The sequence below is a fragment of the Micromonospora sp. DT15 genome (genome assembly GCF_049841475.1).
In the GTDB taxonomy this organism is placed as follows: domain Bacteria; phylum Actinomycetota; class Actinomycetes; order Mycobacteriales; family Micromonosporaceae; genus Micromonospora.
On sequence record NZ_JBNCKJ010000012.1, the window covers coordinates 68116 to 91471 of the forward strand.

Sequence of the window (23356 nt, forward strand, 5' to 3'; positions counted from 1 at the left end):
CCTCAGGCTAGGCGACCTGATGACGGCTGGTGGTGATAACGGTTCGACAGTCAGGACTTGAAGTCCGAGCCCGGCTGTCGTAGAAATTCTTCAGCAACGGAGCATTAACTGAAGAGAACTACCGCCCCTCGCGCGGTGGACGCCTCCCCCCACAAGACCGGCGATCCGCCCGACCCGACCCGAGGAGAACCCATGAACAGGCGTGACATCCTGCGGCGCAGCGCCGCCGCCGGCCTCCTGGCCACCCCCGCCGCCGGTCTGCTGTCCGGCTGCGCCACCAGCGGTGGCGGTGACAAGAACGATGCCGAGACCTACCGGGGCACCAAGAGCGCCGAGAACCCGCTCGGCGTGAAGGAGGACGCCCCACTCGAGGTGGTGATCTTCGGCGGCGGGTTCGGTGAGGAGTACGCAAAGGCCCACGAGGCCATGTACACCGAGAAGTACCCGAAGGCGAAGATCAAGCACTCCTCCACCCAGGAGATCAGCAAGACCCTCCAGCCGCGCTTCGTCGACGGCACCCCGCCCGACGTGGTCAACAACTCCGGCTCCAGCCAGATCGACTTCAACGGCCTGGTCAGCCAGAACGCCCTCGCCGGCCTCGACGAACTGCTGGCCGCCCCGAGCCTCGACATCCCCGGCAAGACGGTCAAGGACACCCTGCTGCCCGGCGCGGTCGAGGTCGGCTCCTACGACGGCAAGTTCCTGGTGCTCAACTACACCTACACCGCCTACGGCATCTGGCACTCCGCCAAGCTCTTCGCCGACCGCGGCTGGTCGTACGCGAAGAACTGGGACGAGCACATCGCGCTCTGCAAGCAGATCAAGGCCGCCGGCATCGCCCCCTGGACGTACGCCGGCCTGCACCCGCGCTACATGAGCTGGCCGCTGATCTCCACGGCGATCAAGTTCGGCGGCCCGTCGGTGGCGACCGCCATCGACAACCTGGAGCCGAACGCCTGGAAGTCCGACTCGATGCGCGCCGCCGCCGACGCCTGGCATCAGATCGTCAAGGACAAGTACATCCTGGACGGCTCGCCCGGCCTGGACCACAAGCAGTCGCAGACCGCCTGGTGTCAGGGCAAGGCCGCCTTCATCTCCTGCGGATCCTGGCTGGAGAGCGAGCAGAAGGACGTCACCCCGGCCGGTTTCAACATGACCATCGCGCCGACGCCGAGCCTCGGCAGCGGCGACAAGCTGCCGTTCGAGGCGATCCGGGGAACCGCCGGGGAACCGTTCATGGTGCCCGCCAAGGCCCGCAACGTCGCCGGCGGCCTGGAGTACTTCCGGACCATGCTCTCCAAGAAGGGCGCCCAGGACTTCACGAAGAAGGTCGCCAGCCTCACCGTGGTCGCCGGTGCCACCGAGGGCGTCGAGCTGCCGTACGGGCTGAGCACCGTCGTGAAGGCCCTCGACGCGTCCGGCGCCAACGGCTTCAACTGGGTCTACAACAGCTTCTACCGCAAGTTGGAACGCAACCTCGTCGACGCCGCGTGCGGCGAGTTCTTCAGCGGCCGGATCGGCCCCGCCGAGTTCCTCGAACAGTGCCAGAAGGGCGCCGACTCGATCGCCCAGGACAGCTCGATCAAGAAGTACAAGCGAGCGGCCTGACCGCCCGGCCGGTGGGGGAGAGGTCCGCCCCCACCGGCCGTACCCCAACGGAGAGGTCCCTCTCGTGAAACATGGCAAGTGGCCGCTGATCGTCACGTTCCTGGTGCCACCGGTGCTGCTGTACGTGTTCTTCGTCGTCTCGCCGTACCTCCAGGCGTTCCAGATCTCCACCACCGACTGGCTCGGCTACTCGGCCGACGCCAACCCGGTCGGTCTGGCCAACTTCAAGGCCCTCTGGCACGACGACTACGTGTGGAACGCGCTGAAGAACAACGCGATCCTGCTGGGGCTGGTGCCGGTGCTCACCATCGCGCTCGGGCTGTTCTTCGCCACCATGCTCGCCATGGGTGGGCGCAAGGGCAGTGCCGGCGTCACCGGCGTACGCGGCGGCGCGCTCTACCGCACCGTCTACTTCTTCCCGCAGGTGCTCTCCGTGGTGATCATCGCGTTGCTGTGGAAGGAGGTGTACCACCCCAACAAGGGTCTGCTCACCACAGCTCTGCACGGCCTCGGCCTGCCCGCGCCGACCTGGCTCGGCGATCCGGCGACCGCCTTCTGGTGCGTGCTGGCGGTGATGGTCTGGAGCAACGTCGGCTTCTACGTCGTGCTGTTCGGCGCGGCGATGTCGGCAGTGCCGAAGGAGATCTACGAGGCCGTCCTGCTCGACGGCGCGTCCCGGTTCACCACCCTGCGCCGGGTCACCCTGCCGCTGCTCTGGGACACCGTCCAGGTCGCCTGGGTCTACCTGGCCATCTTCGCCCTGGACGGGTTCATCCTCGTCCAGCTGATGACCAACGGCGGGCCGAACTTCTCCACCGACGTGATCGGCGTACGCATGTACGACACCGCCTTCGGCAGCGAGACCAAGTTCGGCTACGCCTCGGCGATCGGCGTGGTGATGTTCTTCCTGACCCTCTCGGTGGCGGTGCTGTCGCTGCGGGTCGGCCGGCGCGAACGGATCGAGTACTCGTGACCACTCTGGATCAGCCCACCGCGACCGCCCCGACCCCGGTCACCAGCGGGGACCGCCCGGTACGCCGGGAACTCGGTGTGGCCAACGCCCTCTCGCACGGCTTCCTGCTGCTCTGGGGCCTGCTCACCGTGCTGCCACTGCTGTGGATGTTCATCAGCTCCTTCAAGACCAACGGTGAGATCCTCGCCGACCCGTGGGGGCTGCCCGGCGCGCTGCACCTGGACAACTGGGTGCGGGCCTGGACCGGCGCGCACATCGGCCGGTACTTCCTCAACAGCCTGGTGGTGGTGGCCGGCTCGGTCAGCCTCACCATGCTGATGGGCGCCACCGCCGCGTACGTCTTCGCCCGGTACGAGTTCCGCGGTCGCCAGGTCGTCTACTACCTGTTCGTCGGCGGCCTGATGTTCCCGGTGTTCCTCGCCCTGGTACCGCTCTTCTTCGTGGTCCGCAACGCCGGCCTCTTCAACACCTGGCTCGGGCTGATCCTCGTGTACGCGGCCTACTCGCTGCCGTTCACAGTGTTTTTCCTGACCGCGTTCTTCCGGACCCTGCCGAACTCGGTGGCGGAGGCCGCACTGGTCGACGGCTGCGGTCACTTCCGGCTCTTTTTCCGGGTGATGCTCCCCATGGCACGTCCGGGACTGATCAGTGTGGCGATCTTCAACTTCCTCAGCCACTGGAACCAGTTCCTGCTACCGCAGGTGCTGTTGCAGGGCGACGAGTCCAAGTGGATGCTGGCGCAGGGGCTCTTCGCGCTGTCGGTCAGCCAGGGGTACGCCGGCGACTACGCCCGGCTCTTCGCCGGACTGAGTATCGCGGTGCTCCCGGTGCTCGCGGTCTACGTGGCCTTCCAGCGGCAGGTGCAGGCGGGCCTCACCGCAGGGCAGCTCAAGTAGAACCAACCTAGCCACCGCTGACCGATCCCGATCACCCCACCCGCAGGCCGATACGACCTTCCACGCGACTCGTTCACCCCGACTCGCTCACCGACCGGCTCCACCCCGGGCCGGCTCCACCCCGGGCCGCCCCTCGGTGCCGGCCCGCCCCCAAGATCCGCGCAACTCCGGTGAAATTGCTGCCTCACGCCGTGTCGAGGCAGCAGTTTCACCGAAAGTGCGCGGATCTTGGCCTTGTCGCGACGGGCCAGGGCTGTTCACGTGCGTTGGGGCGCGCCGCGCATGTGTGGAGCCACAGCGGACCCCTTGATCGTGCTCGATCCAGGATGTAGTCCCCTCCTGGCGGCGTGAGGCCACTACATCCTGGTTCGAGCACGATCTTGGGCCGGGCGCTCCGCGCGGCCGGGCGGGGGTGCGAGGCGGCCGGGGTGCGGGGCGCAGTGCGGCGCGGGGTGCGCCGCGGGCAGGTCAGGCGCGGGGCACCGCGGTGCGGGGGTGCGAGGTGCCGTGCCGATGCGGGCGGCGCGCTGCGCGCCGTTGGCTTCAGGGGGTGGGGAAGAGGCGGGCGTGCAGCGCGCCCGGGTCGGTCACCTCGGGTAGGCCACGGGCGGCGAGCCAGGCTGCGGCGGCGGCCCCGTCTCCGGCGGTGCGCAGTGGCGCGTCCGGCCAGTGTCGCGCGATCTCGGCCCGGACGGCTGCGGCGAGCGGGGTGTCCGCGGTGAGCAGGCCGCCACCGAGCACGATCGGTGTGGCAGCCCCGGCGGGGCGGATGCGGCTCACGCTCTCGGTGAGGTGCGCGGCGGCGTCGGTGATCAGTTCGGTGGCGACCGGGTCGCCGTGGGTGGCGGCGTCGACGACCAGCGGCGCGAGCCGGGCCAGTTCGACGGGGGGTCGACGGGTCACCGTCTGGATGGTGGCGTCGACGGTGTCCCGGGGGCGGGCGGCGATGTCGGCGCTGCCCAGAATCTCGGTGAGCACGGTGGTGGTCAGCGCGCCCAGCGCACTGCCGGCGTCGAGGTCGGCGAGCAGTCGGCGTACGGCTTCCCGACCGAGCCAGAAGCCCGACCCGGCGTCGCCGAGCAGCCAGCCGTGGCCGTCGGCGATCCGGTCGAGCCGCAGCTCGTGGACGTGGGCGGTGATCGCGCCGGTGCCGGCGATGAGGATGGTTCCGTCCGGGGCGGCGCTGCCGGAGGCGTACGCGACCAGGGCATCGCCGTGGACCTCGTACGGGCAGCGCAGGCCAGCGTCGTGCCAGGCCTGGTCGAAGGCGGCCCGCCCGGCCGGGTCGGCGAGCAGTCGGCCGGCTCCGGCGAGCCCGATGGTGCCGGCGGCGGCCCGCGTCGGGTCGACGTCGGCGAGCGCTTCGCGGAGCGCGGTCAGCAGTTCGGCGGCGGCGCGCTCGGCGCCGTGACTGGTGGGGTTGCCGCCGCCGGCGCGACCGGTGCCGAGGCGTCGCCCGGTGAGGGTGAGGACGGTCGCCCGGGTGGACGTACCGCCGATGTCGAGACCCACCACGACGCTGTCGGACATCGGCACGACTCTCCTTGCGCGGAACGGCGATCTGGCTTGTTCATGCTGGTCGGCGGGGTCGTGCGGGGCAAGTTGCGGTGAGCGCTGAGGGCTGCGCAGCAGGTAACAGTTTGAAAACTTCGCCCACGGTCTTGACATAGACGGTCGTTCAGTAAGAAATTTTACCACTAACAGTTAAGAGTCCTTTGAAAATGCGAGGCGTCGATGGTTGATCATGAGGTGGACACCGCTGCGGGGACCGCGGTGGTCGACGCCGATGCGATCGACCGGCGGAACGCCCTCGGATCAACGTCCGACGGGGTGCTGGCCAGGGTCCGCAACGGGCTCGGCGAGTTGACCGGTGCTTTGCACCGCGTCGCCGAGCACGTGCTCAGCGACCCGGAGGCCGCCGCCCGCTCGACGATCGTCGAACTGGCCGAGCGCAGCGGCACCTCACCGGCGACCATCACCCGGTTCTGCCGGGCGATGGGCTTCGAGGGGTACGCCGACCTGCGACTGGGCATCGCCTCCGAGACCGGTCGGGCCCGCTCTGCCGGTTGGACAGTCGACATTGGACGCGAGATCCAACCGAGCGACCCGCTCGCCCGCGTGCTCGACCAGATCATGGCGGCCGACACCCGGGCCATGCATGACACGGCCACCCTTCTCGATCTCGCCGAGGTCGAGCGGGCCGCGGTGGCGATCGCCGGCGCCAGCAGGGTGAACATCTTCGGTGCCAGCGGCAGCGCCCTGGTCGGTGAGGAGATGCAGTTCAGCCTGCACCGCATCGGTGTGGCCGCGTGGGCCTGGAACGACGTGCACGAGGGGCTGGCCAGCGCCGCGTTGCTGCGATCGGGGGACGTGGCGCTCGGCATCTCGCACACCGGGCAGACCCGGGAGACGATCGAGATGCTCGCCGAGGCGGGCAGCCGGGGCGCCACCACGCTCGCGCTCACCGGCTTTCCCCGCTCCCCGTTGGCCGAGCTTGCCGACATCGTCCTGCTCACCGCCAGCCAGGCGACCACCTTCCGGCCGGACGCGCTCTCCGCCCGGCACCCCCAACTGGTGGTGCTCGACCTGCTCTACATCGCCGTCGCCCAACGCACGCACGACCGCGCGCACGCGGCCTTCCGGCGGACAGCGCAGGCCGTCGACGGGCACAAGGCAGCGAAGGGAGCCCACTCATGATCAGCGCCCAGGGGTACGCGGACGCCGTCCGCCCGGTGCTCGACCGGCTGCTCGACTCGGAGGCCGACGGGATCACCCGGGCCGCCGACCTGATCGCCGACAGCCTGCGCGACGGCGGCGTGCTCCAGGCGTTCGGCGCCGGGCACTCGGAGGCGTTCGCCGCCGAGCTGGTCGCCCGGGCCGGCGGGTTGGTCCCCACCAACCGGCTCTCGGTACGGGACCTGGTGATGCACGGTGACGCCCCGCGTGACGTGCTCGCCGACCCCAAGCTGGAACGTGATCCCTCCATCGCCCACCAGATCTACGCGCTCGCGGCGCCCCAGCCGCGCGACGTGTTCGTGGTGGCGTCCCAATCCGGCATCAACGGCTCGGTGGTCGAGCTGGCGGCGCTGGTCACCGAGCGCGGTCACCCGTTGATCGCGGTCACCTCGGTCGAGCACACCGCGCGGGTGGCGCCACGGCACCCGTCCGGGCACCGGCTCGCCGACCTCGCCGACGTCGTGCTGGACAACGGCGCGCCGTACGGCGATGCACTGCTGCCGCTCGAGGGCGGCGGCGCGGTCTGTGCGGTCTCCTCGGTCACCACGGCGCTGCTGGCGCAGTTGCTGACCGCGGAGGTCGTACGACGGTTCCACCAGGCCGGGGAGGTACCCCCTATCTACCTCTCCGCCAACGTCCCCGGCGGGGACGAGCACAACCTCGCCCTCGAGTCGCGGTACGCCGGACGTCTCCGGCGTACCGCATGACCCGAATTTCACAAGGAGATACGACGATGTCGATTACCCCCGAACACCCGGCCGCACTCGACCGTCGCACGGTGCTGCGTCGCGCCGCCGCCGTGGGCATGCTCGCCACTCCGGCCATCGGCCTGCTCGGCGCCTGCGCCACCAGCGGCAGTGACGGCGACAACGAGCAGGTCGCCGGCGGAACCAAGAGCGAGGCGAACCCGCTGGGCGTCAAGGAGGACGCCGCGATCGAGGTGGTCATCTTCAACGGTGGCTACGGCGAGAAGTACGCCACCGACGTGCACGAGCCGCTGTACAAGAAGGCGTTCCCCAAGGCCGAGGTCAAGCACCAGGCCACCCAGGCCGTCTCCACTGTGCTCCAGCCGCGCTTCGCCTCCGGCAACCCGCCGGAGTTCGTGAACAACTCGGGCGAGAAGCTGATGGACTTCGGCGCGCTCGTGGCCGACGGTCAGCTCCAGGACCTCACCGAGCTGTGGGACGCGCCGTCGGTCGACGACCCGACCAAGAAGGTCCGCGACACGGTGGTGCCGGGCACCATCGAGGCCGGTTCGTTCAACGGCAAGCCGTTCGTCCTGTACTACGTCTCCACGGTCTTCGGCATCTGGTACTCGGCCAAGCTGTTCAAGGACAATGGCTGGGCGCCGGCGAAGACCTGGGAAGAGTTCATGACTCTGCTCACGAACATCAAGGCCAAGGGCATCACCCCGTACGGCTACGCCGGTGCGAACGCGGCCTACTACCAGTGGAACGTGATCCTCACCCAGGCCGCCAAGATCGGCGGCACGGACGTGCTGAAGAACATCGACAACCTGGAGGACGGCGCCTGGAAGCAGGACGCCGTGAAGCAGGCGGCCGCGGCGTGGGCCGAGGTCGGGGCGAAGTTCAGCGACAAGAGCTTCGAAGGCCTCAAGCACACCGACGTGCAGCTGCGGCAGAACCAGTACAAGGTGGCCCTGTACCCCAGCGGTGACTGGCTGGAGGGCGAGCAGAAGAAGGACACCCCGGCCGGCTTCGACTACCAGCTCATGCCGGTGCCGAGCCTGACCGCATCGGACAAGCTGCCAGCCACCGCGCTGCGCGCCACCGCCGGTGAGGGCTACTTCGTCTCGGCCAAGAGCAAGAACCCCAAGGGTGGCCTGGAGTACATGCGTCAGATGCTGTCGAAGGCGGGCGCGAAGGGCTTCACCGAGGTGGTCAAGGCCCCGACCGTGGTCACCGCCGGCTCGGAGGGCTTCTCCTTCCCGCCCGGTGTGGCCAGCTCGCAGGCCGCGCTCAAGGCAGCCGGTCAGGACGTGTTCAACCTGTACTTCGACGGCTGGTACAAGGAGCTCGACACGGAGGCGCGTACCGCCACCAATGAGCTGATGTTCGGCCGGATCAACGCCGACGCCTTCGTGGAGCGGATCCAGAAGCGCGCCGACGCCATCAAGAAGGACAGCTCCGTCACCAAGTTCAAGCGCTGATCGATCGGAGCTAGGGTCATGCGGCACGGCAAGTATCCATTCGTGATCGGGTTCCTGTTCGCCCCGGTCGCGCTGTACGTGACATTCGTGATCTGGCCGTACGCGCAGGCGTTCCAGATCTCGATGACCAACTGGCGGGGGCTGTCCGCCCCGCAGTGGGTGGGCTTCGACAACTACCAGAGGTTGCTCGACGACGGGGCCTTCTGGAAGGCGGTCCAGCACCACGGCGTACTGCTGCTTGCCCTGCCGCTGATCACCATTGCCATCGCGTTGTTCTTCTCCTTCCTGCTCAACGTGGGCGGCAAGAGCAGCGGTGGTCAACGCCAGGGGGTCTGGGGGGCGAAGTTCTACCGGGTGGTGTTCTTCTTCCCCCAGGTCCTGGCGGTGGCCATCATCGCGGTGTTGTTCCAGATGGTGTACCGGCCGAACGAGTCCGGCCTGATCAACGGCGTGTTGATGAAGTTCGGCATCGAGCCGATCCTCTTCCTGGTCAAGCCGAGCCTGGCCCTCTGGTCGATCCTCGCGGTGCTGGTCTGGCAGGCGGTCGGCTTCTACGTGGTGCTCTTCTCGGCCGGGATGGCCTCCATCCCCGGTGAGATCTACGAGGCCGCCGAGATGGACGGGGCGACGAGGGTGACGCTGTTCTTCCGGGTCACCCTGCCGCTGCTGTGGGACACGCTCCAGGTGGCCTGGGTGTACCTCGGGATCGCGGCGTTCGACGCGTTCGCCATCGTGGCGGTGCTCTCGGTGGACGGTGGCGGCCCGGACGGCGCCACCACCGTGCTGGCCATGGAGATCTACCGCAACGCGTTCGTCTACTCGAAGTACGGCTACGCCTCGGCGATGGGCGTGGCGTTGTTCTTCCTCACCCTCACGTTCGCGGCGCTGACGCTGCGGCTCACCAAGCGGGAAAGCGTGGAGTACTGATGAATCCGCAGTCGACGCTGCCGCCGACCCCGGCCGCGCTGCCGCCGAAGACCGGGGACCCGTCCGCCCCCGCCGGGCCGGGCCGCAAGGACCCTCGCTCGGAGGTACGGCTCTTCGCCGGCCTGGGGCACGTCGCGCTCGCCGTGTGGGCGGTGATCGTCATCGTGCCGATCCTCTGGACCTTCCTGGCCGCGTTCAAGAACACCAGCGAGATCTTCAGCAGCCCGTGGACGCTCCCGGCCGAGCTGCGGTGGGAGAACTTCGGGCGGGCCTGGACCAAGGCACACGTCGGCCGTTACTTCATCAACAGCGTGATCGTGGTGTCGTGCAGCACGTTCCTCACCATGCTGCTCGGCTCGATGGCCGCGTACGTGCTGGCCCGTTACAAGTTCTGGGGCAACCGGGCGGTCTACTACCTGTTCGTCTCCGGGTTGGCCTTCCCGGTCTTCCTGGCCCTGGTGCCGCTCTTCTTCGTCGTGAAGAACCTCGGGCTGCTCGACACCCACACCGGCGTGATCCTGGTCTACTCGGCGTACTCGTTGCCGTTCACCGTGTTCTTCCTGGCCGCGTTCTTCAAGACGCTACCGTCGTCGGTGGCCGAGGCGGGGATGATCGACGGCTGCTCGCACACCCGGCTGTTCTTCCAGGTGATGATGCCGATGGCGAAGCCGGGCCTGATCAGCGTGGCGATCTTCAACATCATCGGCCAGTGGGCGCAGTACCAGCTCCCGTTGGTGCTGCTCTCCAACGCCAAGGACAAGTGGGTGCTCACCCAGGGCATCGCCGACATCTCGGTGAACGCCGGCTACGAGGCGGACTGGTCCGGGCTGTTCGCCGCGCTGACCATCGCCATCCTCCCGATGATCATCGTGTACGCGGTCTTCCAGCGTCAGATCCAGGCCGGCCTCACCTCCGGAGCGGTGAAGTAGGACGCCTCACCGCTCGTCGACGGGGGTATGCCAGGAGCGCCACAGCGCCGCGTATGCCCCGCCGGCCGCGACCAGTTCGTCGTGGCTGCCGATCTCGGTGATCCGACCGTCGGCGAGCACGGCGACCCGGTCGGCGTCGTGCGCGGTGTTGAGTCGGTGCGCGATCGCGATGACGGTCCGCCCGACCAGCACGGCGGCCAGAGCGCGTTCGGTCCGGCGGGCGGTGGACGGGTCGAGCGCGGCGGTCGCCTCGTCCAGGATCAGCGTGTGCGGGTCGGCGAGCACCAACCGGGCCAGCGCGAGCTGTTGGGCCTCGGCCGCACCGAGTTGACGGGCCCCGTCGCCGAGCTGGGTGTCCAGGTCGTCGGGGAGCTCGGCGAACCACTCGGCGCCCACCGTGAGCAGCGCGGCGCGCATCTCCTCGTCGGTGGCGTCGGGCGCGGCGAAGGAGAGGTTGTCGCGTACTGAGCCGATGAAGACGTGGTGCTCCTGGGTGACCAGGGCGATCCGGCGGCGTCGCTCGGCCGGGTCGAGGTCGGTGATCGGGCAGCCGCCGATGGTGACGACGCCGTGGCGTGGCGCGTCGATCCCGGCCAGCAGCCGGGCCAGGGTGGACTTGCCGGCGCCGGACGGGCCGACGACGGCCAGCCGTTCACCGGGCTGCACCTCCAGGTCGATGCCGTGCAGCACGTCCGGCCCGTCGGAGTAGGAGAACCGGGCGCCACTGACGACCAGCCGCTCACCCCGTGACGAGGCGTTCGTGCCGGGTGCTTCCGGCGGGACCATGCCCACGCCGAGCAGTCGCGCGTACGACGCGAAGCCGCGCTGTGCCTGCTCGGTCCACTGCAACAGCCGGTCCAACGGGTCGATCGCCTGTTGCAGGTAGAGCGCGGCGGCGACCACCGCGCCGAGCGACACCATGTCCCGGGAGAGCAGGTAGCCCCCGACGAGCAGGACCATGGCGACCGGCAGCGGATAGCTGGCCTCGACGACCGAGAAGAACACGGTACGCAGCGCGAGGGTCGCCCGACGGGCCCGCCACACCGCTGTGACGCGGGTGGTGCCGTGCCGGATCCGGTCGTCGGCCAGCCGCAGCGCCTCCACTGTGCGCGCGCCCTCGGCGGTGGTGGTCAGCGTCTCGGTCAGCTCGGCTGCCGCAGCGCCCTCGGTGAGGTACGCGGAGCTGGCCCGGCGCAGGTACCAGCGGGTCACCGCCACGATCGACGGGAGCCCGGCCAGCGCGGCCAACCCGAGCAGCGGATGCAGCAGGAAGACGGCCCCGAACAGCAACGTCAACTGCACAGTGGCGATGACCATCGTGGGCACCACGTCCCGGACGGTGGTGCCGACCGTCGACACGTCGACCGAGCTGCGGGTGGCCAGGTCCCCGGAGCCGGCACGCTCGACGACCGAGACGGGCAGCCCGAGAGTCCGGGAGACGAACTCCTCGCGCAGCTCGGCGACGGCCCGTTCGCCGAAGCGGTGGCCGGCGTACTGGGCGTACCGGGAGAGCAGGGCGCTGACCACGACACAGCCGGCGATGGCCAGTGCCAGCCGGTCCACTGTCGCCACGCCCGCGCCCGCGGTGACCCGGTCGACGATGGTGCCCAACAGCCACGGCGGGGCGAGCCCGGCGACCGCGGCGGCGCTGTGCAGCGCCAGCACGACCCCGACGGCGCGCCGGTGTCGGCTGATCATGTCCCACAGGGCGCGGCGTACGGTGCCACGGTCGGCGACCGGCAGCCGGCTCACCGGTACGCCTCCTCGCTGCCGCGGGCCACCAGGTGCCGGTAGGCCGGGTCGTCGTCGAGCAGGTCGGCGTGGCTGCCGGTGGCGGTGACCCGGCCGGCGCTCAGAAGCGCGACCACGTCGGCCCGGCCGAGCAGCAGCGGCGACGTGGCGATCACCACTGTGGTCCGCCCGGCCCGCGCGACCCGCAGCCGCTCGGCGATCCGCGCCTCGGTGTGCGCGTCCACCGCCGACGTCGGGTCGACGAGGATCAGCACCTCCGGTTCGCTGCTCAACGCCCGGGCCAGGCGCAGGCGTTGGCGTTGACCGCCGGAGAGCGTCCGGCCTCGGGCGTCGATCGGGGTGTCCAGCCCGGCGGGCAGGGCGTCGACGACATCCTGCGCCGATGCGGTCCGCAGGGCCGCGCCGATCCGTTCGTCATCGTCGTCGGCCCCGGCTCGCAGGATGTCGCGCAGGGTGCCGGCGAAGAGGTAGGAGTCGTGGTCGGCGACGAGGATCCGCGCGCGGACCTCGTCCAGGGCGACCTCGCGCAGCGGCACGCCGCCCCAGGTGACGTCGCTGGCCACGTACCGGCCGAGCCGGTCGGCCAACGCCACGGCCGCCGCCGGGTCGTCCGCCGCCACCCCGGTCAGGTGGCCGGCGCGCACGGTCAGGCCGGTCACCGGGTCGTGCAGGTCGGCCGGGTCGTCCGGCCCGGCCAGGTCGTCCGGCCGGCGTGCCTCGGGCACGGCGCCCGGCCACCGGCGGCCCGGGCCACCGACGTCGTCCGGTGTCACGTTGAGCAGGTCGGCGATCCGTCGGGCGGCGACCCGGCCGCGAATGAGCTGGTAACTGCCCTCCAGCAGAAACCAGACCGGCACGATCAGGGTCGCCACGTAGCCGTAGACGGCGACCAACTCGCCGATCGTGACGTCGCCGGTCACCGCCATCCGGGCCGTCAGCCACACCACCGCCGCCAGGAACAACCCGGGGATGGCAACCGTCGCCGCGTCGATCCAGCTGTTGACCGCGCCGACCCGGTAGCCCTCGGCGCGTAGCTCCTGGGACCGGGCCGCGTACCGCCGGGCGAACAGGTCCCGGCCGCCCACCCCGGCGAGCACCCGCAGCCCGGCGACGATGTCACCGGATCGGGCGGTGAGCGCGCCCTGTTGCCGGCGGTAGACCGATTCGACCTGCTCCAGGCGGCGCAGCAGCGGCCCCACGATCAGACCGACCACCGGCACCCCCACCAGCACGCAGAGCGCGAGCATCGGGGAGACCGACCAGAGCACCACGGCGATCACCCCGTAGGCGATGACAGCGCCGACGCCGGGCCCGGTCAGCGTCAGCACCTGCGCCGTCCAGTCGATGTCGGAGCCGCCGATGGTGGACACCTCGCCGGCCCCGACCCGGCGGGGCAGCACCGCGCCGATGCGGGACAGGTGGCGCAGCAGAACCTCCGCCGAGCGGGCCTTGGCGTCCTCCCGGATGAAGGTCATCGTGCGGTGCCGCATGATGCCCAGGTAGGACAGGGCCACGCCCGCGACGACGATCGCCGCTACCCAGAGCGCCAGGGCCTGGGTGTCGCGTTCGCGCAGCCCGTCGTCGACGGCGCGGGCGATCAGGTAGGGCCGGGCCGAGAGCCCGATCATCCAGGCCGTGCCGATCAGGCTGCCGCGCAGCACTCGCCAGGGTTGGCAGCGGACGAGCCACCAGAGGTAGCGCATCGGACCGCGGGCGTCGGGGGTGCCGGGATCGGGATGCGGGATCTGCGGAGGCACCTGATCACGCTACCGACCGGCCCCGACAGCCCACCGGCCCGACGACGGTGAGGTGCGCCTCCGTTCCTGTCGGACGGGAGAGGCAGAATCACGTTCGTGCTGGTGGCGGTGGTGTCCGACGAGCGGGGTGGGGGAGTGCTGTGCCCGCTGGACGCCACCGGCCGGCCGACCGGCCGACCCGAGGTCGTCACCGATCTGGTCGCCGCGGTCGCCGCCCGCGAGGCCGCCGAGCACCCGCGCTGGGTCTGGTCGACCGCCACGGCGCTCTACCCGACGCTGCTGCGCGCCGGCGTCCGGGTCGATCGGTGTCACGACGTGGAGTTGACCGAGGCGTTGCTGCTCGGGCACGTGGGCCGTTGGGGTGAGCCCCGCTCGCTGGCCGCCGCCTGGGCCCGGCTGACCGGCGCGGCGGTGCCGCCCGACCCGCCGCCGCGCGCCGCAGCGCCACCCGGGCACGGGCAGGGCGCGCTCTTCGACACCCTGCCCGGTCCGCCGGGCCCGGGCATCGAGGCACTGACCCAGGTGTACGCCGACCAGCTCACCCGCGTCGCCGCGACGGAGCACCCCGGCCGGTTCCGGTTGCTGGTGGCCGCGGAGTCGGCCGGCGCGCTGATCGCGGCGGAGATGGGTGTCGTCGGGCTGCCCTGGCGGGCCGACGTGCACAACGAGATCCTGCACGAGCTGCTCGGGGAGGCGTCCCCGGTCGGTGGTCCGCCACGCCGACTCGCCGAGCTGGCCGCCCGGATCGCCGACGCGCTCGGCGTACGCGGCCTGCACACCGACTCCCCGGCGGAGCTGCTGAAGGCGTTCGCTCGGGCCGGGGTGGAGCTGCCCAACACCCGGGCCTGGGTGCTGCGCGGGGTGGACCATCCGGCGGTGCCGCTGGTGCTGGAATACAAGGAGCTGTACCGGATCTGGACGGCGCACGGCTGGTCCTGGCTCGATCAGTGGGCCCGTGGAGGCCGGTTCCAACCGGAGTACGTGCCGGCCGGGGTCGTCTCCGGCCGGTGGGCCACCCGGGGCGGTGGCGCGTTGCAGATTCCCAAGGTGATCCGACGGGCGGTGGTGGCCGATCCGGGCTGGCGGCTGGTGGTCGCCGACGCCGGCCAGTTGGAGCCCCGGGTGCTGGCCGCGGTCTCCGGCGACGCGCGGTTGGCGGCGGCGGGTGGTGCCGGCGACCTCTACGCGGCCCTGGCCCGGGACTCGTTCGGCGGTGACCGGGCCAAGGCCAAGGTGGCCCTGCTCGGCGCGATGTACGGGCAGACCGGCGGGGCCGCGGTGCCCGCGTTGGCGGTGCTGAAGCGCAGTTACCCGACGGCGTTCGGCTACGTCGAGGCGGCGGCGCGTACCGGTGAGACGGGTGGGCTGGTGCGGTCGTGGCTGGGGCGGACGTGTCCGCCCGGCTCGGTCGGGTTCGGTGATCTCGACGAGGAGCCCGCCGACCCGGAGCGGGCGGGTGATCCGCACAGTCCGCGGGCGCGTGCCGCCCGGTCCCGGGGCCGTTTCACCCGCAACTTCGTCATCCAGGCCACGGCGGCGGAGTGGGCCTCCACGTTGCTGGCCACGCTGCGGACGGAGCTGTCCGGCACCGACGCCGAGCTGGTCTTCTTCCAGCACGACGAGGTGGTCGTGCACGCGCCGGCCGATCAGGCGGACGCGGTCGCCGAGGCTGTCAACCGGTCGGGCGAGCGAGCCTCCGCGCTGCTCTTCGGTGCGACGCCGGTCCGGTTCCCACTGGACCTGTCCATCGTCGACTGCTACGCCGACGCGGCCTGACCCGTGCTCGCGCCATGATCAAGTGACGGGGAGTAGGTTCCAGGAGCCCTCCCGACCTACGCGTCAGGGGTGGCAGCGGGGCGGAGCGGCTGCGGTCCGGTGTATAACGGTTGTGCTATTTCTCCTTTTCGCCCCGCCACCCCTGGCTGGCGCTCCTCGTTGCAGTGTCCGTAGGAGGGGGCGGATCGGTCGCGGTCGCTCCCATGCTTGAGGGGGCGCAGCTGAACGGGATCGCAGGAATGATCATCGCCGCAGGCGGGGGACGACGGATCGGTGGTCCCGAGGCGCTGCTGCACCAGGGCGACAAGCCGCTGGTGAATCAGATGATCGACACGATGACCGAGGCGGGCTGCGAGCAGATCGTGGTCGTCCTGGGCGCTGCCGCCGAGCAGGTCCAGGAAACCGCCGACCTGGGCAAGGCGACCGTTGTGATCAACAAGGCGTGGGGCACCGGGGTCGGCTCGTCCATCCGGGCCGGCCTGGCCGCCATGGACGACGAGGGGATCGAAGCGGTGGTGGTGGTGCCGGTCGACATGCCGGGCCTGACCGCCGAGGCGGTCAGCCGGGTGGCCGCGCTGCCGTACCCGGACGTGCTGGTCTGCGCCACCTACGACGGTCTGCGCGGCTACCCGATGCTGTTCGGCCGCCGGCACTGGCCCGGCATCGCGACCCTGGCCAGCGCCGACGTCGGTGCTCGGCCGTACCTGTTGGCGCACAAGGACCAGATCGTCGACATCGCCTGCGACTCGGTGGCCGACGGCAGCCGGGTCGACACTCCGGAGCTGATGGAGATATACGGGCTCACCGTCCCGCCGCAGCGCGTCGGGGTCTAGGACCGCGCCGATCTTGCAGTTTCTGTCGCCGATACGCGTGGGATGCCCCGCATGTCGGTGCAGAAAGTGCAAGATCGCGTGAGGGTGGGCGGGTTGCCGGGCAGCCTCCTTGCGGAGCTGCCCGGCGGTGCCTACTCCGCCGCCTGGTCCAGCTCGCCGGTGGCGGCGAGACGCTGGTACCAGTGGGCGCTGTCCTTCCAGGTGCGTACCTGGGTGTCGTAGTCGACCCGGATGATGCCGAAGCGACGGTCGTAGCCGTAGCCCCACTCGAAGTTGTCCAGCAACGACCAGACGAAGTAGCCGCGCACATCCGCGCCCTGCGCGCGGGCGTCGGCCATCGCGCCGATGTGCCGACGCAGGTAGTCGATCCGCCGGTCGTCGTGGATCCGGCCGTCGGCCGACACCACATCGTCGAACGCCGCGCCGTTCTCGGTGATCATCATGGGCTGGTGGGGGTACTCGCGCTGGAGGCGCAGCAGCAGCTCGGTCAGCGCCGGCGGGTCGATGTTCCAACCCATCGCCGTGTACGGGCCGGGCTGCGGCAGGAAGTCGACGTTTTCCGCGGCGACCCACGGCGTCGAGGTCGACGCGCCGTGCCCGTCGGCGTCGGAGCGGGCCGACACCCCGTCCCACGCCCGGACCAGGGTGCTGGAGTAGTAGTTGACCCCGAGCACGTCCAGCGGCACCGCGATCAGCTTCTCGTCGCCCTCGCGCACGAACGACCAGTCGGTGACGGAAGCGGTGTCGGCCAGCAGGTCGGCCGGGTACTCCCCGTCCAGCATCGGGCCGAGGAACGCCCGGTTCGCCAACGCGTCGATCCGCCGGACCGCGTCCTGGTCGGCGGCCGAGTCTGACGCACCCCGGATGACGTGCAGGTTCAGGGTCACCGACAGCTCGGCGGAGGGGGCCAGCTCGCGGACCACCCGACCGGCCAGCCCGTGCGCGAGGTTGAGGTGGTGCACCGCGGCCAGCGCCGCCGCCGGCTCGGTCCGACCCGGCGCGTGTACGCCGGAGGCGTAGCCCAGGTACGCGGAGCACCACGGCTCGTTGAGCGTCGTCCAGGTGTGCACCCGGTCGCCCAGCGCACCGACGATGCCCGCCGCGTACTCCTGGAAGCGCAACGCGGTCTCCCGCGCCGCCCACCCACCGGCGTCCTCCAACTCCTGCGGCAGGTCCCAGTGGTACATGGTGGCGACCGGGCGGACGCCCCGCTCCAGCAGCCCGTCCACCAGCCGCGAGTAGAAGTCGATGCCGGCCTGGTTGAACCGGCCCGAGCCGCCCGGCTGCACCCGGGGCCAGGAGATGGAGAACCGGTACGCACCGAGCCCCAGGTCGGCGATGTGCCCGAGGTCGTCGGCCCACCGGTGGTAGTGGTCGGCGGCCACGTCACCGGTGTCACCGTTGAGGGTTCGACCCGGTGTGTGGCTGTAGGTGTCCCAGATGGACGGTCCGCGCCCGTCCTCGGTCGCCGCGCCCTCGATCTGGTACGCGGCCGTCGCCGAGCCCCAGACGAAGCTCTCCGGGAAGTGGTGTTGCGTCATCGTTCCGTCCCCTGGATCTCGCAGATGTAGCCCGTCGAGGTGCCGGCCACCAGTTCGGCGCTGACCGTCCCACCCTCGTAGCGCACGTCGAACTCGGCGCCCGGCCCGTTGCCGGGTGACGGTACCCGTACCCGGGTCCGCTGCCCCTCGGCCGGTGCGTACACCCGCAGCCGCACATCGTCGGCCCACTCGTAGTCCGGTCGGTCGGTGCGCGAGCCGAACGGGATGACCGCGCCCGGTCGGGCCAGCACCGGCAGGCTGTCGAAGCAGTGCTTCTCGGTCAGCCAGGCCGGGCCGGTGACCTGCGCGCCGGTGACCAGGTGCGTCCAGGTGCCGGCGGGTACGTAGTACGTGACGTCGCCGTCGGCGCTGAGCACCGGGGCGACCAGCACGTCCGGGCCGAGCATGTACTGCCGGTCCAGGTGTGTCGTCGCCGGGTCGTCCGGGAACTCCAGGAACATCGGGCGCATCACCGGCGTCCCGTCGCGGTGCGCCTCCTGGGCGGCGGCTGCCAGGTACGGCATCAGGCCGAGCTTGAGGTGGGTGAAGTGCCGTAGCACGTCCACGGACTCCTCGTCGTACGCCCACGGCACCCGGTACGAGCCGGACCCGTGCAGCCGGGAATGAGAGGAGAGCAGCCCGAAGGCGACCCACCGCTTGAACACCGCCGGGTCGGGAGTGCCCTCGAAGCCGCCGATGTCGTGGCTCCAGTAGCCGAAGCCGGAGGCCGCCAGGGACAACCCGCCGCGCAGCGACTCGGCCATCGCGCCGAACGTCGACTCGCAGTCGCCGCCCCAGTGCACGGGAAACTGCTGCCCGCCGGCGGTGGCCGAGCGGGCGAACAGCACCGCCTCGCCCTCGCCGCGCTCGGTCTCCAGCAGCTCGAAGACGGCCTTGTTGTAGAGGTACGAGTAGTAGTTGTGCATCCGCTGCGGGTCCGAGCCGTCGTGCCACACCACGTCGGTCGGGATGCGCTCACCGAAGTCGGTCTTGAAGCAGTCGACGCCCATGTCCAGCAGGGCCTTGAGTTTGCCGGTGAACCAGCGGACCGCGTCCGGGTTGGTGAAGTCGACGAGCGCCATACCGGCCTGCCACTTGTCCCACTGCCAGACCGAACCGTCCGGGTTGCGGACCAGGTAACCGGCCTCGCGGCCCTCCTCGAAGAGGTACGAGCGCTGCGCGATGTACGGGTTGATCCAGACGCACACCTTCAGGTCGCGCTCGTGCAGCCGGCGCAGCATCCCCTCCGGGTCGGGGAAGGTCGCCGGGTCCCAGATGAAGTCGACCCAGTGGAACTGACGCATCCAGAAACAGTCGAAGTGGAACACCGACAGCGGCAGACCCCGCTCGGCCATCCCGTCGACGAACTCGGTCACCGTCTTCTCGTCGTACGAGGTGGTGAACGAGGTCGACAACCAGAGGCCGTACGACCAGGCGGGGATCCGGGCCGGACGGCCGGTGAGGGCGGTGTAGCGGCGCAGCACGTCCTTCGGGTGGGGTCCGTCGATGACGTAGTAGGTGAGCGACTGGCCCTCGACGCTGAACTGGGTCTGAGCGACGACCTCGGAGCCGACCTCGAACGACACGTGCTCCGGGTGGTCGACGAAGACCCCGTAGCCGGCGCTGCTCAGGTAGAACGGCACGTTCTTGTACGCCTGCTCGCTGGCGGTGCCTCCGTCGGCGTTCCAGATGTCGACGGTCTGCCCGTTCTTCACGAACGGGCCGAAGCGCTCGCCCAACCCGTACACCGTCTCGCCGACACCGAGGGCGAGCCGTTCGTGTACGTGCCGGCGGCCCTCGGCGTCGGTGACGACGCCGATGCTGCGTGCGGTGGACGCGGTGACCAACCGGTCGCCGTGCAGGAAGTCGACCCGCCACCCGTCGATGAGCGCGACCCGCGCGGTCAGCTCGCCGGTCGTCAGTGTCGCGCTGAGCCCGGTGACGTCGACGGTGACCGGGTGCGTGTCGTCGGTGCTCAGCCCGAAGTGCGGCTCGCGGGGCAACCCTCCGGTGTGGTGGGCGATGGTCACGCCGATGACACCGGGGGCGGGGGAGAAGAACCGGACGGTGACCAGGGGGCGGTTGAGGGTGTCGCCGCGGCCGGTGATCTGACCGGTCGGTGCGAAGACGGTGAAGCCGCGCTCGTCCGGCTCGACCGACTCCACGATGCCGGGGCGCAGGACGCTGACGCCGGGGCGCAGCTGCCAGTACCCGTCGGTGAACTTCACTTCTCGGCTCCTGCCGTGATGCCGCGCGCCAGAGTGCGCTGGAAGATGAGGAAGAAGAGGATGGCCGGCACCAGGCTGATCAGCGCGCCGGCGTTGGTGGTCGGAGCGTCCATCAGCCGGTCGCCCTGCAACGACGCGAGCGCGACCGGAATGGTCTGCGTCTGGTTGTCGATCAGCATGACCAGCGGGATGAGGAACTCGTTCCACGTCCAGATGAAGAAGAAGATGAGCAGCACCGCGAGGGTGGGCCGCAGGTTGGGGAAGACCACCCGCCACAGCACCGTCCACTTGCCGGCGCCGTCCAGCGCGGCGGCCTCCAGCAGCGAGCGCGGGAACGTGCCCATCACCGAGGCGAGCAGGTACGTGCCGAACGCGCTCTGGATCACGGTGAAGATGATGATCACCGAGAGCTGGGTGTTGTAGAGGCCGACCTGCTTCGCCGCGTAGTACAGCGGGTAGATCAGCGCCTCCTGCGGCAGCATGTTGGCCAGCAGGAAGAGACCCACGATCCACAGCCGGCCCCGGACCCGGCCGATGCCCAGCGCGTACGCGTTGAGCAGTGACACGGCGACGCCGAGCACTGCCACCGAGCCGGCGATGACCGCCGAGTTCCAGAACTTCAGCGGGAAGTTGACAGCGGTCCAGTACGTGCGCAGACCCTTGGTGTAGAACTCCGTCGGCCAGCTCAGCGGGCCGCCCGACGAGTAGTCGCCGGGCGACTTGAACGCGTTGAGCAGCATGAACGCGAACGGCACCAGCATCACGAGCGCGCCGAGGGTGACCAGGGCGAGCACCACCCAGCGGCTGACGCCACGGTGGTGTCGATCGCGTACGGGCCGGGCCGGCGTCACCGCCGCCGGGCTCGGTGTGAGCGTGACGGCCATGTCAGAACCCCCGGTCCCGGCGCTCGCTGCGGGCCTGCATCCAGATGAAGACCCCGGCCACCACCACGATGATCAGTGTCAGCACCGTGGAGATCGCGGAGCCGTAGCCAACCTGCAGCTTCTTGAAGAACGTGTAATAGGCGAAGTAGCTCGGCACGTTCGTCGCGTTGTCCGGACCACCCCGGGTCAGCGCGAAGATCGGCCCGAACACCTTCAACGCGGCGATGGTGCAGGTCAGGGCCACCACGAAGGTCTCCGGCCGGATCTGCGGAAGGGTGATCGCCCGGAACCGGTGCAGCCAGTTCGCGCCGTCGACCTCGGCCGCCTCGTACAGCTCGGGGTCGACCCGCTGCAACGCCGCCATGAAGACGACCACCGGGTAGCCGATCTGCACCCAGATCATCACGGCCATCACGGCCGGCAGGGCGGTGCCCGGGTCCCCGAGCCAGTCATGGCGTAACGCGCCGAGACCGACCACGTCGAGAAGGCTGTTGAACGCGCCGTCGGGGCGCAGGATCCAGCCCCAGACGATGCCGGCCACCACGACGGGCAGCACCTGCGGGAGGTAGAACGCGGCCCGTAGCGCGGCGGCGGTGCGGGGCTTGAACCGGCGGCCGACGACGTCGAAGAGCACCGCGGCGAGCAGCAGCCCCAGCACCGTGGGCACCACCACCATCGCGACGAGCATCCAGACGGTGTTGCGGAACGACGCCCAGAACACGTCGTCCTGGAGCAACTGCCGGTAGTTGTCCAGGCCGACCCACCGGGGGTCGCCGATGCCGGACCACTTGGTCAGCGACAGGTAGAGGGTGCCGACCAGCGGCGCGCCGATGACCAGGAGAAAGAGCACCGCTCCGGGGAGCAGGTAGAGCCAGTACGCCGCGTTGCGGCCGCGGCGTCTGCGGCTGGGCGCGGGCGGGGTGGGGGTCGCGGCCGGCGGTGTGGCGGCGACCGTCTCGGAGACTGCCATGGAAGATCCTTCCCGGCGGGGCGGGCGGGCGCGCACCGGTCGTGCCGGTCGCGCCCGCCGCTCGCCGTGTCACTTGCCGGTGATCTCCTTGACGCCATCGGCGTACGGCTTGGCGATCGTGTCGAGAACCTGGTCGGGCGACTTCGAGCCGTTGATCAGACCCTGGAAGCCGGAGACCAGCACGTCGTAGTAGCCGGGGACCGGCCAGTCCGGGTAGAAGGCGAGCCCGTCGGACTTGCTGACCGTGTTGAAGTCCTCGATCAGCTTGCGGTCCTTCGGGTCGCTGATCTTCGACGCGTCAGCGGCGACCGGAACACCACCGTTGTTGCCGATCAGGTCCTGGATCTCCGGACGCAGGGTGATGTCGATGAAGTCGTACGCCAGGCTCTTGGCCTTGCTGTTCTCCGGGACGACCCAGAGGTTGCCGGAGGAGCCGGCCTGCAGGGTGTTGCCGGGGAAGAGGAAGGTGTCCCAGTTGGCCTTCATCTCGGTCTTGAACCGGCCGTACCACCAGCTACCCGAGACGATCATCGGAACCTTGCCGCCGATGAAGGCGGTGCCCATGTCCTCGGCCTTGAGGCTTGCCGAGTTCTTCGCGACGTAGCCCTTCTGCACCCACTGGGCGAAGGTGTCCGCGCCGTACTTGAGCGGGTCGGCCTTGAAGTCGACCGGGTTCTTGTAAAGCTGGTAGTTGTCGACGAACTGCCGGTCGCCCTTGGAGAGGGCGAGCTGGTAGAAGAGCTGCCCGGCCGGGTACTCGGCGCCCGCCATGCCCAGCGGGGTGATGCCCTTGCCGACGAAGGTGTCCATCGCGGCGGTCATCTCCGCCATCGAGGTCGGAACCTTGACGCCGTTGCTCTCGAACAGGTCCTTGTTGTAGTAGACGGTGACGTACTCGCCGTAGTTCGGCACACCGAACCACTTGCCGGAGCCCATCACGCCCTTGTCGCTGTACCGGGCGGTGGTCTGCAGGCTGGGGCTGAGCTTGCCGGCCCAGCCGCGCTTGTCGGCCTCGCTGCTCAGGTCGGCAAGCAGGCCCTGGGAGGAGAGCAGCCCGGCGGTCGCGTTGCCCTTGTTGTACTCCATGATGTCCGGGCCCTCGGACGAGTTGATGATCATGCCGGCGTTCTGCTGGATCTGCTCGAACGCCTTGCGCTCGAAGCGCACCTCCACGCCCGGGTGCTCGGACTTGAAGATCTCGATCGCCCGGTCCCAGCCGACCCCCATGGCGCTGTTCTCGCTCTCGTAGTGCCAGAGCTTGAGGGTCTTGGCGTCACTGTCGTCCCCGCTGTCACCACCGCCGCACGCGGCCACGGTGGTCGTCGCCATCGCCGCCAGGGCGATCGCGGCGACGAGCCGGTGGAATCGCTGCATTA

At 70.1% G+C, this 23356-nt stretch carries 18 protein-coding genes; 10 read left to right on the forward strand and 8 right to left on the reverse strand.

Going from position 1 to position 23356, the window contains the following annotated elements:
• The first annotated feature begins 192 nt into the window (after positions 1–192).
• The 3 genes from ngcE (ACLQ3F_RS24940) to ACLQ3F_RS24950 all read left to right on the forward strand — a co-directional run bounded on the left by ngcE (ACLQ3F_RS24940) (position 193) and on the right by ACLQ3F_RS24950 (position 3477).
• A complete protein-coding gene (gene ngcE, locus ACLQ3F_RS24940) occupies positions 193–1608 on the forward strand; it encodes an N-acetylglucosamine/diacetylchitobiose ABC transporter substrate-binding protein (RefSeq protein ID WP_357194352.1) in 1416 nt (471 codons plus the stop codon).
• A 64-nt stretch (positions 1609–1672) separates the two neighbouring features.
• Positions 1673–2581 (forward strand): carbohydrate ABC transporter permease, encoded by a 909-nt coding sequence (locus ACLQ3F_RS24945; RefSeq protein WP_425851730.1) that lies wholly within the window; start codon positions 1673–1675, stop codon positions 2579–2581.
• Positions 2578–3477, forward strand: coding sequence for a carbohydrate ABC transporter permease (locus tag ACLQ3F_RS24950; protein WP_357194346.1), 900 nt, complete (start codon positions 2578–2580; stop codon positions 3475–3477). The genes ACLQ3F_RS24945 and ACLQ3F_RS24950 overlap by 4 nt, the downstream gene beginning before the upstream one ends.
• Before the next feature lie 543 nt (positions 3478–4020).
• Here ACLQ3F_RS24950 and ACLQ3F_RS24955 read toward each other — a convergent pair.
• On the reverse strand, positions 4021–5007 hold the full coding sequence (locus ACLQ3F_RS24955; RefSeq protein ID WP_425851732.1) for an N-acetylglucosamine kinase: 987 nt from the start codon (positions 5005–5007) through the stop codon (positions 4021–4023).
• A gap of 204 nt (positions 5008–5211) precedes the next feature.
• Here ACLQ3F_RS24955 and ACLQ3F_RS24960 point away from each other — a divergent pair, with 204 nt between their 5' ends.
• Genes ACLQ3F_RS24960 through ACLQ3F_RS24980 form a run of 5 tightly spaced genes read left to right on the forward strand, consistent with a single transcriptional unit; the run spans position 5212 to position 10239 of the window.
• Positions 5212–6174 (forward strand): MurR/RpiR family transcriptional regulator, encoded by a 963-nt coding sequence (locus ACLQ3F_RS24960; protein WP_425851734.1) that lies wholly within the window; start codon positions 5212–5214, stop codon positions 6172–6174.
• Entirely contained in the window at positions 6171–6920 is a 750-nt protein-coding gene (locus ACLQ3F_RS24965) for a sugar isomerase domain-containing protein (RefSeq protein WP_091403970.1), read from the forward strand. The genes ACLQ3F_RS24960 and ACLQ3F_RS24965 overlap by 4 nt, the downstream gene beginning before the upstream one ends.
• Positions 6921–6946: 26 nt before the next feature.
• On the forward strand, positions 6947–8383 hold the full coding sequence (ngcE, locus tag ACLQ3F_RS24970; protein WP_357260452.1) for an N-acetylglucosamine/diacetylchitobiose ABC transporter substrate-binding protein: 1437 nt from the start codon (positions 6947–6949) through the stop codon (positions 8381–8383).
• Positions 8384–8401: 18 nt separating this feature from the next.
• On the forward strand, positions 8402–9310 hold the full coding sequence (locus ACLQ3F_RS24975) for a carbohydrate ABC transporter permease (RefSeq protein WP_354878663.1): 909 nt from the start codon (positions 8402–8404) through the stop codon (positions 9308–9310).
• Positions 9310–10239 carry a carbohydrate ABC transporter permease gene (locus ACLQ3F_RS24980; RefSeq protein WP_354878666.1) on the forward strand — a complete coding sequence of 310 codons (930 nt, stop codon included), beginning with the start codon at positions 9310–9312 and terminating at the stop codon, positions 10237–10239. The genes ACLQ3F_RS24975 and ACLQ3F_RS24980 overlap by 1 nt, the downstream gene beginning before the upstream one ends.
• A 6-nt stretch (positions 10240–10245) precedes the next feature.
• Here ACLQ3F_RS24980 and ACLQ3F_RS24985 read toward each other — a convergent pair whose 3' ends face one another.
• Together ACLQ3F_RS24985 and ACLQ3F_RS24990 are read right to left on the reverse strand one after the other, a co-directional pair.
• The gene (locus ACLQ3F_RS24985; RefSeq protein WP_425851905.1) at positions 10246–11937 is read right to left on the reverse strand and encodes an ABC transporter ATP-binding protein; all 1692 of its coding nucleotides are present in this window, start codon (positions 11935–11937) and stop codon (positions 10246–10248) included.
• A 50-nt stretch (positions 11938–11987) separates the two neighbouring features.
• Positions 11988–13694: an ABC transporter ATP-binding protein gene (locus ACLQ3F_RS24990; protein WP_425851906.1), complete on the reverse strand. Its 1707-nt coding sequence runs from the start codon at positions 13692–13694 to the stop codon at positions 11988–11990.
• A gap of 150 nt (positions 13695–13844) precedes the next feature.
• Between ACLQ3F_RS24990 and ACLQ3F_RS24995 the strand changes: the two genes are divergently transcribed.
• Entirely contained in the window at positions 13845–15524 is a 1680-nt protein-coding gene (locus ACLQ3F_RS24995; RefSeq protein ID WP_425851737.1) for a bifunctional 3'-5' exonuclease/DNA polymerase, read from the forward strand.
• A gap of 239 nt (positions 15525–15763) precedes the next feature.
• Positions 15764–16357: a nucleotidyltransferase family protein gene (locus ACLQ3F_RS25000; protein WP_425851739.1), complete on the forward strand. Its 594-nt coding sequence runs from the start codon at positions 15764–15766 to the stop codon at positions 16355–16357.
• Between the two features lie 131 nt (positions 16358–16488).
• Here the strand turns inward: ACLQ3F_RS25000 and ACLQ3F_RS25005 are convergent, their stop codons facing one another.
• The 5 genes from ACLQ3F_RS25005 to ACLQ3F_RS25025 form a co-directional block, all read right to left on the reverse strand.
• The gene (locus ACLQ3F_RS25005; RefSeq protein ID WP_425851741.1) at positions 16489–17898 is read right to left on the reverse strand and encodes a GH1 family beta-glucosidase; all 1410 of its coding nucleotides are present in this window, start codon (positions 17896–17898) and stop codon (positions 16489–16491) included.
• The gene (gene yicI / locus ACLQ3F_RS25010) at positions 17895–20126 is read right to left on the reverse strand and encodes an alpha-xylosidase (protein ID WP_425851743.1); all 2232 of its coding nucleotides are present in this window, start codon (positions 20124–20126) and stop codon (positions 17895–17897) included. Before yicI ends, ACLQ3F_RS25005 begins: the two co-directional genes overlap by 4 nt.
• Entirely contained in the window at positions 20123–21010 is an 888-nt protein-coding gene (locus ACLQ3F_RS25015) for a carbohydrate ABC transporter permease (RefSeq protein WP_357194323.1), read from the reverse strand. Before ACLQ3F_RS25015 ends, yicI begins: the two co-directional genes overlap by 4 nt.
• A gap of 1 nt (position 21011) precedes the next feature.
• On the reverse strand, positions 21012–21980 hold the full coding sequence (locus ACLQ3F_RS25020; RefSeq protein ID WP_357260446.1) for a carbohydrate ABC transporter permease: 969 nt from the start codon (positions 21978–21980) through the stop codon (positions 21012–21014).
• Positions 21981–22049: 69 nt separating this feature from the next.
• Positions 22050–23354: an ABC transporter substrate-binding protein gene (locus ACLQ3F_RS25025; RefSeq protein WP_425851746.1), complete on the reverse strand. Its 1305-nt coding sequence runs from the start codon at positions 23352–23354 to the stop codon at positions 22050–22052.
• Between the last annotated feature and the right edge of the window lie 2 nt (positions 23355–23356).